The following is a 13,022-nucleotide window of genomic DNA, read 5'->3' as shown; positions in this document are numbered from 1 at the left end:
GAGGTCTGCCTTTGTCAGTTCAGGAGCGGACTGGAGATACGGAGGTCATCAGGAGGACTGGTATTCGGAGGACCGGTGACGTGTTAGTTCACGGTATTCCTCTTGGCTCAATGCGGCTACCCGCGAGTTGCGTCGGCCGTAGCTGAAGTATGCGGCGACGCCCACGAGCATCCACAGTCCGAAGACCATCCAAGTATCGGCACCGAGGTTAAGCATGAGGTATCCGCACATGGCCGCGCCGAGGATCGGAGTCAGCGGAAACAGCGGAACGCGGAAGGTCCGCTCCAGTTCGGGCCGGGCACGCCGCAGGTAAATGACTGCGACGTTGACCAGGGCAAAGGCAAAGAGGGTTCCGATGCTGGTGGCGTCCGCGAGGGCCCCAAGCGGCACGAGTCCTGCTGTGAGGGCGACGGCGATGCCCACGATGAGCGTTCCGGCCACCGGCGTTCCTGTCCGGCGGGAAACCCGGCCGAAGATCCTCGGAATCAGCCCATCGCGCGACATCGAGAGCAGGATGCGGGTTTGCCCGTAGAGGACGGTGAGCACAATGGAGGCAATGGCCAGGACGGCACCTACCGAAAAAACGAGCGCGATCCAAGGCTGGCCGGTGGTTTCCTCAAGGATGCGGACCAGGGCAGCATCAGTTCCATCGAACCAGCCCCACGGCCTGGCACCGACGGCAGCCACGGCGACGAGGACATAGATGGTTGTGACGATGACCATTGACAGCATGATGGCCCTCGGCAGGTCCCGCTTCGGGTTCCGCGCTTCCTCGCCCGCGGTGGAAGCGGCGTCGAAACCGATGTAGGAGAAGAAGACGCTGGAAGCGGCGGCGGAAACACCTGCGGCCCCCATCGGCAGGAGAGGCTCGAAGTTTCCGGCGTTGAAGGCAGTGAAGGCCACTGCGCAGAAGAAGACGAGGATTCCTACTTTGGCGACGACGATCGCGGTGTTGATCCATGCGCTCTCCTTGGCGCCACGCACCAGCAGCATCATGGCAAGCACCACGATCACCATGGCCGGGATGTTCATCATCCCGCCTTCGCCCGGCGGCTGTGAGACCGCATCCGGAAGGACGTTACCGAAGACAGCCAGGGTTTCGTTGACGTATTGTCCCGCCCCGACGGCTACCGCAGCAACAGAAACCGCGTATTCCAAAACAAGGCACCAGCCGCAGATCCACGCCATGCCCTCGCCCATGGTGGCGTAGCTGTAGGAGTAACTCGAGCCCGCGACGGGCACGAGGCCGGCCATCTCGGCATAGGAAACGGCGGACAGCAGCGCAGCGAGGCCGGCAATGGCGAAGGAGATCCAGATTGCCGGACCGGCCAGCGGCACGGATTCGCCAAGGATCACCAGGATCCCCGTTCCGAGCGTGGCTCCCACGCTGATCATGGTCAGCTGCAGCACGCCAAAGCTGCGGACCAGCTTCGGAGCGTCCTGGCTGCCTTCCGCCTCACTGAGCATCTGGCCGATCGGCTTTCGGCGGAGCAGCTGCGCAGTCAGGCCGGTGCGCTGTCCACCCCCTTCCGGGGCGGCCGCGGGCTTCTGTCCGGTGATGGTTGGCAGAGTCATCGTTGACGTCCGTTCGTGAGTAGTGAGTCAATTTCCCTCGACCAAGTTTCGCATGTGAGCCACCTCTCATGGTTGTGCAAAATGACCTATAGTGATCTGCCATGAGACAAAATGCACAGGACGCAAGCACTGCGGGCGCAGTGTTTTCAGGGCAGGCCAGCGTGGACCTCTCGGCAATTTCAAGCAACGTCGAAGCCGCGGAACACGACGTCGACATGTCAGTGGGCAGCGTTGCCCAGCTCGGTGTGCTCCCCGAACCGGGTGGAGTGTGCGTTGGTGACACGGCTGTGCTATTTGGAGATCCAGGCACCGGAGCGAGCGCTGATGACTGGGGAGCTGCCATAGGCAGCCATGGCGATGAGATCATCAACCGGATAGCACCCCGGCTGCCGCGTGCTTACGAGTGCCGTGATTATGAGGAGTTCCACAGAGGCGCCCCCAATGTCGCATGATGCCGGAACCGAAGGCCTGAGCGCCGTTACGCTCGAACAGTTCCTTGCGCAGTTGCCGCCGGAGTTAAGCATCCTGCACGACGGCGGCAACCGCACCAGGGCGCTGCGCTGGGTTGAGCCAAGCGAGCTGGAGGACCCAACACCCTACCTGCTCGATGGCGAGTTCCTCCTCACCTCCGGCCTGCCCTTCGTGGGCGAAGGCGGTACTGCGGACAGGGTCGATGCCTATGTGGCGAGGATCGTTCAGGCCAGCGTGACAGCCCTTGGCTTCGGCCTGGAACCCTATTTCAAGGCGGTTCCCGACACCGTCGTTCAGGCTTGCAGCCGCCACAACCTGACCCTTGTGGAGATCCCGCACACCGTACCGTTCGCGGCCCTGGGCCTTGAATTCTCCCAACTGCTGGAATCAGATAAGGCCCGGCTGCTGCGGGAATTGGCGGACACCAACCGGCAACTGATGAGAGCCGTGCTCTCGGCCAGGCCGGAGCACGAACTCCTCGCCGCCCTGGCGCAGCGCGTCCCCTGTTGGGCTCTTCTGGTGGGGGCTGACGGAAGGGCCCGGGCACGTGCGGGCGCTGTCCCGGAGCTGGCCAGGCTGCAGCCACTGCTGGGCCGCCTTCTTTCCGGAAGCGGACCCCGCGTGGAAACCGACAGCCTGAATTCCCCCGGCTCCTCCCAGGTACTCGGACACCCCTTGCGAAGCACCCGGGATGCCAATCTGGGCGGCCTGGTCCTGGGCAGCGACAAGTCCCTGACTCCGGCGCAGAACAGCGTGGTGTCATCCGCCGTCGGCCTCCTGGAACTGCTGGTGCGCCAGCGGACCAGCGGTTCCCTGGCACCAAGCCAGCTGGCGACTGCCCTGCTGCTGCATCCGGACAGCCTGGCAACTGGGGGAACCCGGCACATTAACGCTATGAAGGACCTGTTGGCGCAAAGCACAGGCTCCTCACGCTCCGCACCTCTCCGCGTGGTTCAGGGGATCAAGACCGAGCACGGGATCAAGAGGGATTCCCCCGCCTGGCCTGCGGGCGACAGTCCCGTCAGGGAGCTCCTGCAATGGCGGCGGATGCTGGACACCAAGCTCGTGGAGATCACCGGTTACGGCTTCACCGCGATCACGCGGCTGAAGGTGGACGACGCACTTTTGGCCGATATCGAAAAGCTCGGTTGGCGCCTCGCTATTGGAGATGCCACCGAATTGACGGGGCTTGCTGCCGCCTATCAGCGTGTGACCTCGCTCCGTCCCAGGGTCAAAACGACAGGCAGGAGCGCCAGGGTGGACGAGGTCAGCTGGTCAGTTGAAGGACTTTTGGGGCGCGACGCCGGGAGGATGCTTGCCGCCCGGCTGTTGGAGCCGGTCCTCAATCAGGACGCCGAGCGCCGCACCACGCAGGTGGCAGTCCTGCGCGCCTGGCTGGGCGAAAACGGGAGTTGGGATGCTACAGCGAAGGCCCTGGGCCTGCATCGGAACAGTGTGCGCCGGCAGATCAACGCTCTCGGCGGGCTGTTGGACGTGGACCTCAATCAGGCCAGCGTACGTGCGGAACTCTGGTTCGCGCTCCAGTATGCCGATGAAGTTCCCGGCCTGCCGGAGGTTTCCGCCTAGTCCTCTGTGGCTCATTCCTCCCAGGAACGGTAAAGATCAGGCCTGCGCTCCCGGAGGTAGGGAACTGCTGACCGGGCGGCCTTTGCTGCCCCCGGATCAACCGTGGCAAACAGCAATTCGTCGTCTGAGCCTCCAGCGGCCAGTAGGGCGCCATCCGGACCTGCCACCACGCTGCCGCCAAGGAATGTACATCCGTCTTCCACGCCGCTGTGGTTGGCATAGGCCACTGTCAGCTGGCTTTCGAGGGCCCTGGCGCGCAGCAGCACCTGGGGTACGGCTTCGAACCCTTCGGACAAGGCCGTAGGAACCAAGATCAGTTCGGCGCCGCGGACCGCTGCGGCGCGTACCGGCTCGGGGAACTCGACGTCGTAGCAGATCAGCAGTGAGGTTGGAATGCCGAGGAAATCCACGACGCCGGGAGGTGCTTCGGCAGGCGTGAACGCCTCACGCTCCTCGGCTCCGAACAAATGCACCTTTTCATAGCTGATCAGCTCGTTCCCCTGACCATCAAGGAGGGTGGCAGTGATGCGCCACTGGCCCTCGTCAGTCACAGCAGGCAAGCTGTAGACCAGCGCAATCCCGTGCGTCCGGGCTGTTTCGGAGAGCATGCGCCGAATGGCGGGAAGTCTCCCCGGATCAAGCTCGTTCCGCACCCTAAGGGGCGCGTAGCCGACCGGAAAGAGCTCGGAAGTCAGCAGCAGGTCGGCACCGGCGGCAGCGGCTTTGCCCGCAGCCTCATCCAAAGTGCGGCAGTTCGCTTCAACATCCAGCACCACGGAGGTCGCCTGCATCACGGCCAACAGCACCACTACCACTCCACTTTCCCTGTGCGGATCCGCCCGCTCGTCGAATCTCCCTCTTCAGACTAGCGACGCTTCCTCCATCTGAGGGGGTGCATTTGGACCCGTCCTGCTATTTAGGTGGGCAGTTTGTCCCCCGAGTTCTTGATCACGGGCCTCGATGTTTGCGTTAACTTCTTGACTGCAAGGGGCGTGATGGTGCACGCTTCATTTCATGCCCGGCACATCGCGCTCGACGAAGAGCAGACCCCAAAACCCCGGTTCACAGTCTGCCCTCAGACAACTGAACCAACAGCGGATCATCCAGTGCCTTCTGAGTGGTCCGTCGACCCAGGCTGACCTCGCGCGTCAGACGGGACTCTCCACGGCCACAGTGTCCAACATCGTCAGGATCATGCTCGACGCCGGTCTGGCGTCCACCGAGCCGACCACCAGTTCAGGGCGCCGGGCCCTGAATGTGCGCCTCAACAGCAACGGCGCTGTAGCAGTCGGAATCGATTTCGGACGCAGGCACCTGCGGGTGGTCCTGGCCTCGCTCGGATACCACATCATTGCTGAGGAAACGGTGCTCCTGCCGCTGGGACACAGCGCTGAGGAAGGCATCCGCACAGCCGTTGAACTGCTGGGAAAACTCCTCGAGGAAGGCGGTGTTGAACGGCGCGCAGTGGTGGGTGCCGGCGTCGGAATACCCGGCCCCATTGACCGCCGGACGGGCACCGTCGCGCAGGGCGCCATCCTGCCGGAATGGGTCGGAATCAATATCCTGCACAGTCTGGAAGAAGCCCTCAATTTCCCCGTCTTTGTTGACAACGACGCCAATCTCGGCGCCCTCTCCGAGGTGACGTGGGGACCTCATAGCGGCATCAGCAACCTCATGTTTATGAAGATCGGATCCGGCATTGGGGCCGGGCTGATCCTCAACGGCGCGCCCTACTACGGCAATGTTGGGATCACCGGAGAAATCGGCCATGCCACCATTCACGAACACGGGCTGATCTGCCGCTGCGGCAACCGCGGATGCCTGGAAACCATCGCTTCCACCACTACCATGATCGAACTCCTGAGCAGGGGTGAGGAGAAGCCACTGGCCCCTGAGGACATCGTCCGGAAGGCCCTGGCGAGGGACTCCGCAACCCTCCGCGTAGTCGATGACGCGGGCCTGGCGGTGGGCCGCGCCCTGGGAAATGTGGCCAACCTGATCAACCCCGAAGTCATCGTTGTGGGCGGTCCGCTGGCGGGTCTGGGCAGCCTGCTTCTGGACCCCATCAGGCGCGGGCTGGTCAGGCACGCAGTCCCCGTCATTGGCGAAACCACCACATTGACCATGTCATCCCTGGGCAACCGTGCAGAAGCGCTCGGAGCTGCGGCTTTGGTATTCCAGCACTCGGGAATCAGAAGGGAGTAACGTTTTCGTTATCGGGCTGTTGCGTTAACTACTTGACGACAAGGGCAGCGATCCAGTTTACTTTCTCATCAGACGGCCCTGCGATTTGCTGGGCGGACAACGAAGTCAATGCATTGGAGGCGTAAGGGCAAATGACGTCCCTGGATACGCAAGGTGAATCCCTCAGCACAGACAACGAACCGACAATCCTCGAGATGCGCTCTATCACCAAGGAGTTCCCCGGCGTTAAAGCATTGGCCGATGTGAACCTCCGCGTGAAGGCCGGCGAGATCCACGCGATCTGCGGCGAGAACGGGGCCGGCAAATCGACTTTGATGAAAGTCCTGTCCGGTGTCTACCCCTACGGCAGCTACAGCGGCGACATCGTCTACCAAAACGAAGTCCAGCATTTCAAGGACATCCGGGCCAGCGAGCACGCGGGCATCGTGATCATCCACCAGGAGCTCGCCCTCATCCCGGAACTCTCCATCATGGAGAACATCTTCCTGGGCAACGAACCCACCAAACGCGGTGTGATCGACTGGGCGGAAGCCCGCATCCGTTCCACCGAACTGTTGGCGCGTGTGGGGCTCCGGGAGGATCCGGATACCCCCATCAAGGAAATCGGCGTCGGCAAACAGCAGCTCGTGGAAATCGCCAAGGCCCTGAACAAGTCCGTCAAGATCCTGATCCTCGATGAGCCCACAGCGGCATTGAATGAATCGGATTCCCAGCACCTTCTGGACCTGATCCTGGGCCTGAAGGGCAGAGGAATCACGTCCATCATCATTTCCCACAAGCTGAACGAGATCGAGCAGATCGCCGATTCCATCACCATCATCCGCGACGGCAAGTCGATCGAGACGCTGAACGTGAAGGCCGACGGCGTGGATGAGGACCGCATCATCAAGGGAATGGTGGGCCGGACCCTCGAATCGCGGTTCCCTGATCATGAGCCCAAGATCGGCGAGGTTTTCTTCGAGGTCAAGAACTGGACAGTGGGTCACCCTCAGATCCAGGACCGCCTGGTCTGCAAGAACTCCAGCTTCTTTGTGCGGCGTGGCGAGATCGTCGGCTTCGCCGGTCTGATGGGGGCGGGCCGCACGGAGTTGGCGCGCTCGGTCTTTGGCCGCTCGTACGGCCGGTTCATTTCCGGGCATGTCTACAAGGACGGCAAGGAAATCCATCTCCGCAGCGTCCGTCAGGCGATCGACGCCGGCCTGGGCTATGTCACTGAGGACCGCAAGAGCCTCGGACTGAACCTGCTGGATGACATCAAGACCACCACGGTCTCGGCAAACCTGAAGGCAATCAGCAAAAACAGCGTGGTGGATACCAACAAGGAATTCACGGTCGCCGAGCAGTACCGGAAATCCCTGCGGACAAAGACCCCTTCGGTTCAGGAAGGAGTGTCCAAGCTTTCCGGTGGGAACCAGCAGAAGGTGGTGCTCTCCAAATGGATGTTCACTGATCCGGACCTGCTGATCCTGGACGAACCCACCCGCGGCATCGACGTCGGGGCCAAGTACGAGATCTACGGGATCATCCAGCAGCTGGCAAACCAGGGGAAGGGCGTCATCGTTATTTCCTCAGAATTGCCGGAGCTCCTGGGGCTCTCGGACCGCATCTACACCATCTTCGAAGGCTCCATCACCGGTGTCCTGAACAAAGAGGAAGCCAGCCAGGAAAGCCTCATGAAACTGATGACTTCCGCCCGTAAGACCGCCTGACCCTCTGGAACACTCCAGATCCTTCCAGATACGAGGACTGAAACCATGAACCCGCTCAAGAAGCTTTTTGGCGGAAATACCCGTCAATTCGGGATGATCTTTGCCTTGGTTGCCCTGATCATCTTCTTCCAGATTGCCACAGAGGGCAGAACGCTTACCCCGGGCAACGTCATCAACCTCTTCAACGGCAACTCGTACATCCTGATCCTTGCCATCGGCATGGTCCTGGTGATTATCGCAGGGCACATCGACCTTTCGGTTGGCTCGGTCGCTGCCTTCGTCGGCGTCACTGTTGCGCTGGCCATCCGTGATTGGGGCATCCCCTGGTACCTGGGCGTGCTGCTGGGCCTGGGCCTTGGTGTGCTGATCGGCGCCTGGCAGGGGTTCTGGACGGCCTACGTGGGTATTCCCGCATTTATTGTGACGCTGGCCGGCATGCTGCTCTTCCGAGGCTTCAACCAGTTCGTCGGGAAATCCAACACGATCCCTGTTCCCGCTGACTTCCAGTTCCTTGGCTCAGGCTATCTGCCGGAGGTGGGACCGAGCACCGGCTACAACAACCTGACCCTGCTGCTCGGCCTCGTGGCCGTCGCCTTTGTGGTTGTCGGGGCGCTCCGCTCGCGGAACCGTGCGAAGGCACTTGGTGCCGAGGTTCCCGAAATGTGGGTCACCGTCCTGAAGCTGGTGCTTATCTGTGGCGCCATTCTTTACGCGACGTACCTGTTTGCAACCGGGCGTCCGGGCACCTCATTCCCCATCCCGGGTCTCATCCTGGCCGTGCTTGTCCTGATCTACGGCTTCATCTCGTCCAAGACCGTCATTGGGCGGCACGTGTACGCAGTAGGTGGAAACAGGCACGCAGCAGAGCTGTCCGGTGTGCAGTCAAAGAAGGTCAACTTCCTGGTCATGATGAACATGTCAGTCCTCGCCGGGCTGGCCGGCATGATCTTCGTTGGACGCTCCACAGCCTCCGGCCCGTTCGACGGCGTCGGCTGGGAACTGGACGCGATTGCTGCAGTCTTCATTGGCGGTGCCGCAGTGACCGGTGGTGTGGGCACGGTGATTGGCTCGATCGTGGGTGGCCTGGTGATGGCCGTCCTGAACAACGGTCTTCAGCTGATGGGTGTCGGCGCCGACCTCACGCAGATCATCAAGGGCATGGTCTTGCTCATCGCTGTTGCCTTCGACGTCTACAACAAGACTCAGGGCAGGCCGTCCATCATCGGGCTGCTGACCAGGAACTTCAGCCGCCCCGGCGGCCCCAGCAACCCGCTCCAACCAGACGAGACCACCTCCACCAAAGAGGTCATTTCCAAAGAAGCCTGAAATCGGGCTGCAAAGCACTTCCTCACTCCCCTATAGAAAGTGAACCAAGAAATGCAACTGATTGGTAAAGCAGGAAAGGCAGCAGCAATCGCTGCCATTGCGGCACTGGCGCTGACAGCCTGCGGCCGCGCTGAAACCCCCACCACGGGGGGAACCGCCGGCGGCGAGGCCTTCCCGAAGGACTCCTCCATCGGCGTCGCGCTTCCCCAGAAGACCAGCGAAAACTGGGTCCTCGCGGAGAAGCTGTTCAACGACGGCCTCACGAGCGCCGGTTTCAAGGCGGACGTTCAGTTCGCCAACGGCGGCGTTTCCGAGCAGCAGAACCAGATCAGCGCAATGATCACCAAGGGTGCCAAGGTCATCATTGTTGGTGCAATCGACGGCGCCCAGCTCGGTACCCAGCTGAAGCAGGCCAAGGATGCCGGCGCCACCGTTATCGCCTATGACCGCCTGCTGCTGAACACCGAGAACGTGGACTACTACGTGGCCTACGACAACTTCAAAGTGGGCGAGCTCCAAGGCCAGGCTCTGCTGGACGGCTTGAAGGCCAAGAAGCCATCCGGCCCGTACAACATCGAGCTCTTCGCCGGCTCTCCTGATGACGCCAACGCGGCTGTCTTCTTCAACGGCGCCATGAGTGTCCTGAAGCCTAAGATCGACGACGGCACACTCAAGGTACTTTCCGGCCAGACCAGCTTCGAGCAGGCCGTCACGCAGGGGTGGGAGACAGAAAACGCCCAGCGCCGTGCAGACACCCTGCTGACCGGCAGCTACAGCAATGCGACACTCGATGGCGTGCTGTCTCCGAATGACGCCCTGGCACGCGCTGTACTGACCTCGGTCAAGGCTGCCGGACAGCCGACTCCTGTCATCACCGGGCAGGATTCAGAAGTTGAGTCGGTCAAGTCCATCATGGCGGGCGAGCAGTACTCCACCATCAACAAGGACACCCGCAAGCTCGTTGAACACGCCATCACCATGGTGAAGGATCTCCAGGCCGGCAAGACACCTGAGATCAACGACGACAAGTCCTACGACAACAAAGTCAAGATCGTCCCGGCCTATCTGCTGGAGCCGGTCATTGTGACCGCCGCCAACGTCAAAACGGCCTACACTGACGATCCGATCCTCGGACCGATCACGAAGTAGTCCGCCGTAGGCAAGTAGCACAAGAGCCCTGGCTCCCTTAGTTCGCTAAGGGAGCCAGGGCTCCTTTCTTTGGCCGAGCTTTAAGACGAGCGACGGTCTAAGAGAGTGGCCGGTTCATGGCGTAGTTGGTCAGGATGACTCCATCACGGAGGACCCGGCGATGTTCACCTGCCCTAAATCCATGCTTTTCAAAGAACTTTTTGGCAGCTTCGCTGGCGTTGGTGCTGAGGCTGCTGGCCCCTCGTCCGGAGGCTTCAACCACAATCCAAGACAGCAGCGCTGTTGCCACACCCGTCCGGCCATGTTCGGGGGCCACGAACATCATGTCGATGTATCCCTGCGCGTCAACATCACTGAAACCCGCAACTTGACCGTCGACTTCAGCGACAACTCCATTGCGTGTGATCTGCTTGCGCCCCCAAGACTCCACATCAATGTCCTCAGGAGCCCACACCGCAATCTGCTCAGGTGAATAGCTTGAGGCAGCAGTCACATGAACAGCCCGATAGAAGACGTCCAGGGTCGCTGCAGCGTCCCGGGATTCATAGCGGCGGAGAGTGATGGTCATCCATCCACCTTACGGCCGTCGCTTTATACTCTCTTCCTGATTGCCTGAGGACGGTATCGACGTGGATGCAGAAAGGCGCTGGAAGATCGGTAGGAGGACCGGGGTCAATGCGAGCAAGGCCGCGCAAAGTCCAGCAACGGCCAGCATCGCCCCACGAAGGCCAGCGGCTTCGGACCACAGGCCAACATAGGCCGGGCCAAGGAGGAACCCTAAGTAGGACACGGTGGCGAGGAGGGATGTGGCCCTCCCCCGCGCTTCCTCACGGGTGGAGCGGGATAGCATTCCCAACAGGGTCGGATACAGGACCGCCGTGCCTGCAGCGGAGACCGCCAGCCCGATCCAGGCGATGCTGGTCGTTGTCGCAATGGCCAGAATCGCCGCGCCGAGAGTGGCGCCGGCCGCGCCGATGATCAACACGCCTCGCGCCTGGGTTGCTCTCACGGCTCCGACACTGAAACGGGTGATAGCGACCACGGTCGCGAACACAGCAGGGGCGGTGGAACTCAATCCGGGACCGGTTCGCAGCTCGTCTTCAAAGAACACGGCTGACCAGCTCTGATGGGCATTTTCGCCCGCGAAGGCTAAGGCGCCGAGAGCTCCAAGGAGGAGAACGGGTAACACCGCCACAGTAGCTCCGGCGCTGTTGCTGTCGCGGTCCTTCAGTTCTGCTCCCGCTTCCCTCACTCCGGGGCCGGCACCGGCAGCGGCACCGGATGGACTCTGGAGAGGAAGTGCGAGCAGAAGAAACAGAGCAACAAGAACCGACGCCACGCCAACCACGGCGAAGGAGAATACGACGGTTGCACCAAGCGTGGCTGACAGTCCGGTGCCAAGGCTAGAGACGACCACGAAGGCGGAAAACATGCCGTGGGATCGCGTAATTACCGGCCTTGCTGCTGCCTGCTCCGCAGCCCCTGCCGCGGCGTTGATTGCGACGTCGGCCGCGCCGCTGGCCGCACCTACAAGGAGAAGGCCAAGACATAGGGTGGTGAAGTCCATCGCACCCACTGCGATAACCAGTCCTGAAACGCCTTGGGCAGTAAGGGCGGCCGCGGCTGTGAGGCGAACCCCCAGCCGATCAACCACCCGGCCGACCAGCAGCATGGCCGGCAGTGCCCCGGCACCAATAAACAACAGAGCCATCCCGAGCTGGCCATCGGAAATGCCAGTCTGTGCTCTGAGGCCGGGAATTGACGCACCCCAAGTACCCCAAAAAATCCCAAATGCTGCGAACGACATGTACGAGGCCAAAGACACATTTGGAGCAGCAGACACGGGTGAGCGGTTCATCTGTGTAACGATACACACCTATGCTGGGTTTATGCCAGTTTCCTCTTCAGGTTCCCGGGTCACGCTCAGCGAGGTGGCACGCACGGCAGGGGTCTCCGTGATGACAGCCTCATACACTTACAGCACTCCGTCGCGAGTGTCTGCCGCATCCCGGGAAAAAGTTCTGGCCGCTGCGCAATTGCTGGGTTATCCCGGACCGGACCCCAGCGCAAGATCCTTGCGTCGGGGAACCAGCGGGGCGCTTGGAGTGGTCTTGGGAGAGAGCCTTCCCTACGCATTCGACGATCCCCAGGCAACACGGTTCCTTGCCGGGATAGCCGATGTTTGTGCCCGGCACGGACTGGCCATGACCATCCTTCCCACGAACGGTTCGACAGAGGATGCCCAGCGCATCCGGGCGGCGGCCGCCGACGGCTTTGTGGTGTGGACGACTACGGATGATGATCCGGTCCTTGACGCCTTAGCCATGACAGGCCGCCCGGTCAGCATCCACGGCGGGCCGCTGAGAAACGAATTCGGCCTGATAGGCATCGACGATCGGGCGGCGGCAAGGGCTGTCGCTGAGGAGGGGCTGCGTCAGAGCAAGCGCCCGGCCATCGTGAGTTTTCCGTTGTCCAAACTACGAGCTGAAACGCTCGCTCTGGGGCCGGACCCCGCAGAAGCCACCTTCCCTGTGACCCGGAACCGGCTGCTCGGATTCCGGGATGCCATCACCGCCGCAGGATTCCACTGGAGCCGAATCCCTGTTGGGGTATGTTCGACCAACAGCGCCACCGAGTCGGTACGTGCCGCCGAAAGCCTGTTCAGCAGCGGCGACCGACCGGATCTGATCCTCACCATGAGTGATGAGCAGGCCCGAGGCGTCCTCGATGCCGCTACCCAAGCCGGAATCCAGATTCCAGCGGACCTTGCCGTAACCGGTTGGGATGCGTCCGCCAGCGGGCAGGACCGAGGCCTCACGACAATAGAGCAGGATCTCCGTCAACAGGGAGCTGCCTGCGCTGAGTCGGTCATTACAGGCAACCGCCTATTCCGGTCGCAGCCTTGGCGCCTGCTTGTCGGGCGAACCACCCGCTAACCACAAGGAACTCTGACTACATCCCGCGGTGAAGTTGCTTCCAGCAGTAGAGCGCGCACGTCTG

General features: G+C 61.8%; 11 protein-coding genes. 7 read left to right on the top strand and 4 right to left on the bottom strand.

What is annotated here, in order from left to right; genetic code table 11:
* Positions 1–48 precede the first annotated feature (48 nt).
* Entirely contained in the window at positions 49–1,575 is a 1,527-nt protein-coding gene (locus tag RIN13_RS04595; RefSeq protein WP_309106158.1) for an amino acid permease, read from the bottom strand.
* 101 nt (positions 1,576–1,676) lie between these two features.
* Here RIN13_RS04595 and RIN13_RS04590 point away from each other — a divergent pair, with 101 nt between their 5' ends.
* Positions 1,677–2,027, top strand: a complete 351-nt coding sequence (locus RIN13_RS04590; protein WP_309106157.1) for a hypothetical protein — start codon at positions 1,677–1,679, stop codon at positions 2,025–2,027.
* Complete coding sequence (locus tag RIN13_RS04585) at positions 2,017–3,633, top strand: PucR family transcriptional regulator (RefSeq protein WP_309106156.1); 1,617 nt, start codon at positions 2,017–2,019, stop codon at positions 3,631–3,633. Before RIN13_RS04590 ends, RIN13_RS04585 begins: the two co-directional genes overlap by 11 nt.
* An 11-nt stretch (positions 3,634–3,644) precedes the next feature.
* Here the strand turns inward: RIN13_RS04585 and RIN13_RS04580 are convergent, their stop codons facing one another.
* The gene (locus RIN13_RS04580; RefSeq protein WP_309106219.1) at positions 3,645–4,439 is read right to left on the bottom strand and encodes a carbon-nitrogen hydrolase family protein; all 795 of its coding nucleotides are present in this window, start codon (positions 4,437–4,439) and stop codon (positions 3,645–3,647) included.
* Positions 4,440–4,647: 208 nt separating this feature from the next.
* Between RIN13_RS04580 and RIN13_RS04575 the strand changes: the two genes are divergently transcribed.
* The 4 genes from RIN13_RS04575 to RIN13_RS04560 all read left to right on the top strand — a co-directional run bounded on the left by RIN13_RS04575 (position 4,648) and on the right by RIN13_RS04560 (position 10,022).
* On the top strand, positions 4,648–5,838 hold the full coding sequence (locus RIN13_RS04575; RefSeq protein WP_309106155.1) for an ROK family transcriptional regulator: 1,191 nt from the start codon (positions 4,648–4,650) through the stop codon (positions 5,836–5,838).
* Positions 5,839–5,969: 131 nt separating this feature from the next.
* Positions 5,970–7,547, top strand: coding sequence for a multiple monosaccharide ABC transporter ATP-binding protein (gene mmsA / locus RIN13_RS04570; protein ID WP_309106154.1), 1,578 nt, complete (start codon positions 5,970–5,972; stop codon positions 7,545–7,547).
* 45 nt (positions 7,548–7,592) lie between these two features.
* On the top strand, positions 7,593–8,873 hold the full coding sequence (mmsB, locus tag RIN13_RS04565) for a multiple monosaccharide ABC transporter permease (protein ID WP_309106153.1): 1,281 nt from the start codon (positions 7,593–7,595) through the stop codon (positions 8,871–8,873).
* A gap of 51 nt (positions 8,874–8,924) precedes the next feature.
* Positions 8,925–10,022, top strand: coding sequence for a substrate-binding domain-containing protein (locus RIN13_RS04560; protein WP_309106218.1), 1,098 nt, complete (start codon positions 8,925–8,927; stop codon positions 10,020–10,022).
* Positions 10,023–10,119: 97 nt separating this feature from the next.
* Here the strand turns inward: RIN13_RS04560 and RIN13_RS04555 are convergent, their stop codons facing one another.
* Together RIN13_RS04555 and RIN13_RS04550 are read right to left on the bottom strand one after the other, a co-directional pair.
* A complete protein-coding gene (locus tag RIN13_RS04555; protein ID WP_309106152.1) occupies positions 10,120–10,590 on the bottom strand; it encodes a GNAT family N-acetyltransferase in 471 nt (156 codons plus the stop codon).
* A gap of 9 nt (positions 10,591–10,599) precedes the next feature.
* Entirely contained in the window at positions 10,600–11,880 is a 1,281-nt protein-coding gene (locus tag RIN13_RS04550; protein WP_309106151.1) for an MFS transporter, read from the bottom strand.
* Between the two features lie 31 nt (positions 11,881–11,911).
* Here RIN13_RS04550 and RIN13_RS04545 point away from each other — a divergent pair, with 31 nt between their 5' ends.
* Positions 11,912–12,958 carry a LacI family DNA-binding transcriptional regulator gene (locus RIN13_RS04545; protein WP_309106150.1) on the top strand — a complete coding sequence of 349 codons (1,047 nt, stop codon included), beginning with the start codon at positions 11,912–11,914 and terminating at the stop codon, positions 12,956–12,958.
* The last annotated feature ends 64 nt before the right edge of the window (positions 12,959–13,022 follow it).

Origin of the sequence: Arthrobacter sp. (assembly GCF_031179985.1) — a bacterium.
Lineage (GTDB): Bacteria > Actinomycetota > Actinomycetes > Actinomycetales > Micrococcaceae > Arthrobacter.
The sequence above is the reverse complement of the archived record's forward strand: the minus strand, read 5'-3'. Positions and strand labels throughout refer to the sequence as shown.

Bases quoted from the DNA above. Each gene is read 5' to 3' on its own strand.
- RIN13_RS04560 (WP_309106218.1), top strand. From the start codon at position 8,925: ATGCAACTGATTGGTAAAGCAGGAAAGGCAGCAGCAATCGCTGCCATT.
- mmsB (WP_309106153.1), top strand. From the start codon at position 7,593: ATGAACCCGCTCAAGAAGCTTTTTGGCGGAAATACCCGTCAATTCGGG.
- RIN13_RS04595 (WP_309106158.1), bottom strand. From the start codon at position 1,575: ATGACTCTGCCAACCATCACCGGACAGAAGCCCGCGGCCGCCCCGGAA.
- mmsA (WP_309106154.1), top strand. From the start codon at position 5,970: ATGACGTCCCTGGATACGCAAGGTGAATCCCTCAGCACAGACAACGAA.
- RIN13_RS04550 (WP_309106151.1), bottom strand. From the start codon at position 11,880: ATGAACCGCTCACCCGTGTCTGCTGCTCCAAATGTGTCTTTGGCCTCG.
- RIN13_RS04545 (WP_309106150.1), top strand. From the start codon at position 11,912: ATGCCAGTTTCCTCTTCAGGTTCCCGGGTCACGCTCAGCGAGGTGGCA.
- RIN13_RS04575 (WP_309106155.1), top strand. From the start codon at position 4,648: ATGCCCGGCACATCGCGCTCGACGAAGAGCAGACCCCAAAACCCCGGT.
- RIN13_RS04555 (WP_309106152.1), bottom strand. From the start codon at position 10,590: ATGACCATCACTCTCCGCCGCTATGAATCCCGGGACGCTGCAGCGACC.
- RIN13_RS04585 (WP_309106156.1), top strand. From the start codon at position 2,017: ATGTCGCATGATGCCGGAACCGAAGGCCTGAGCGCCGTTACGCTCGAA.
- RIN13_RS04590 (WP_309106157.1), top strand. From the start codon at position 1,677: ATGAGACAAAATGCACAGGACGCAAGCACTGCGGGCGCAGTGTTTTCA.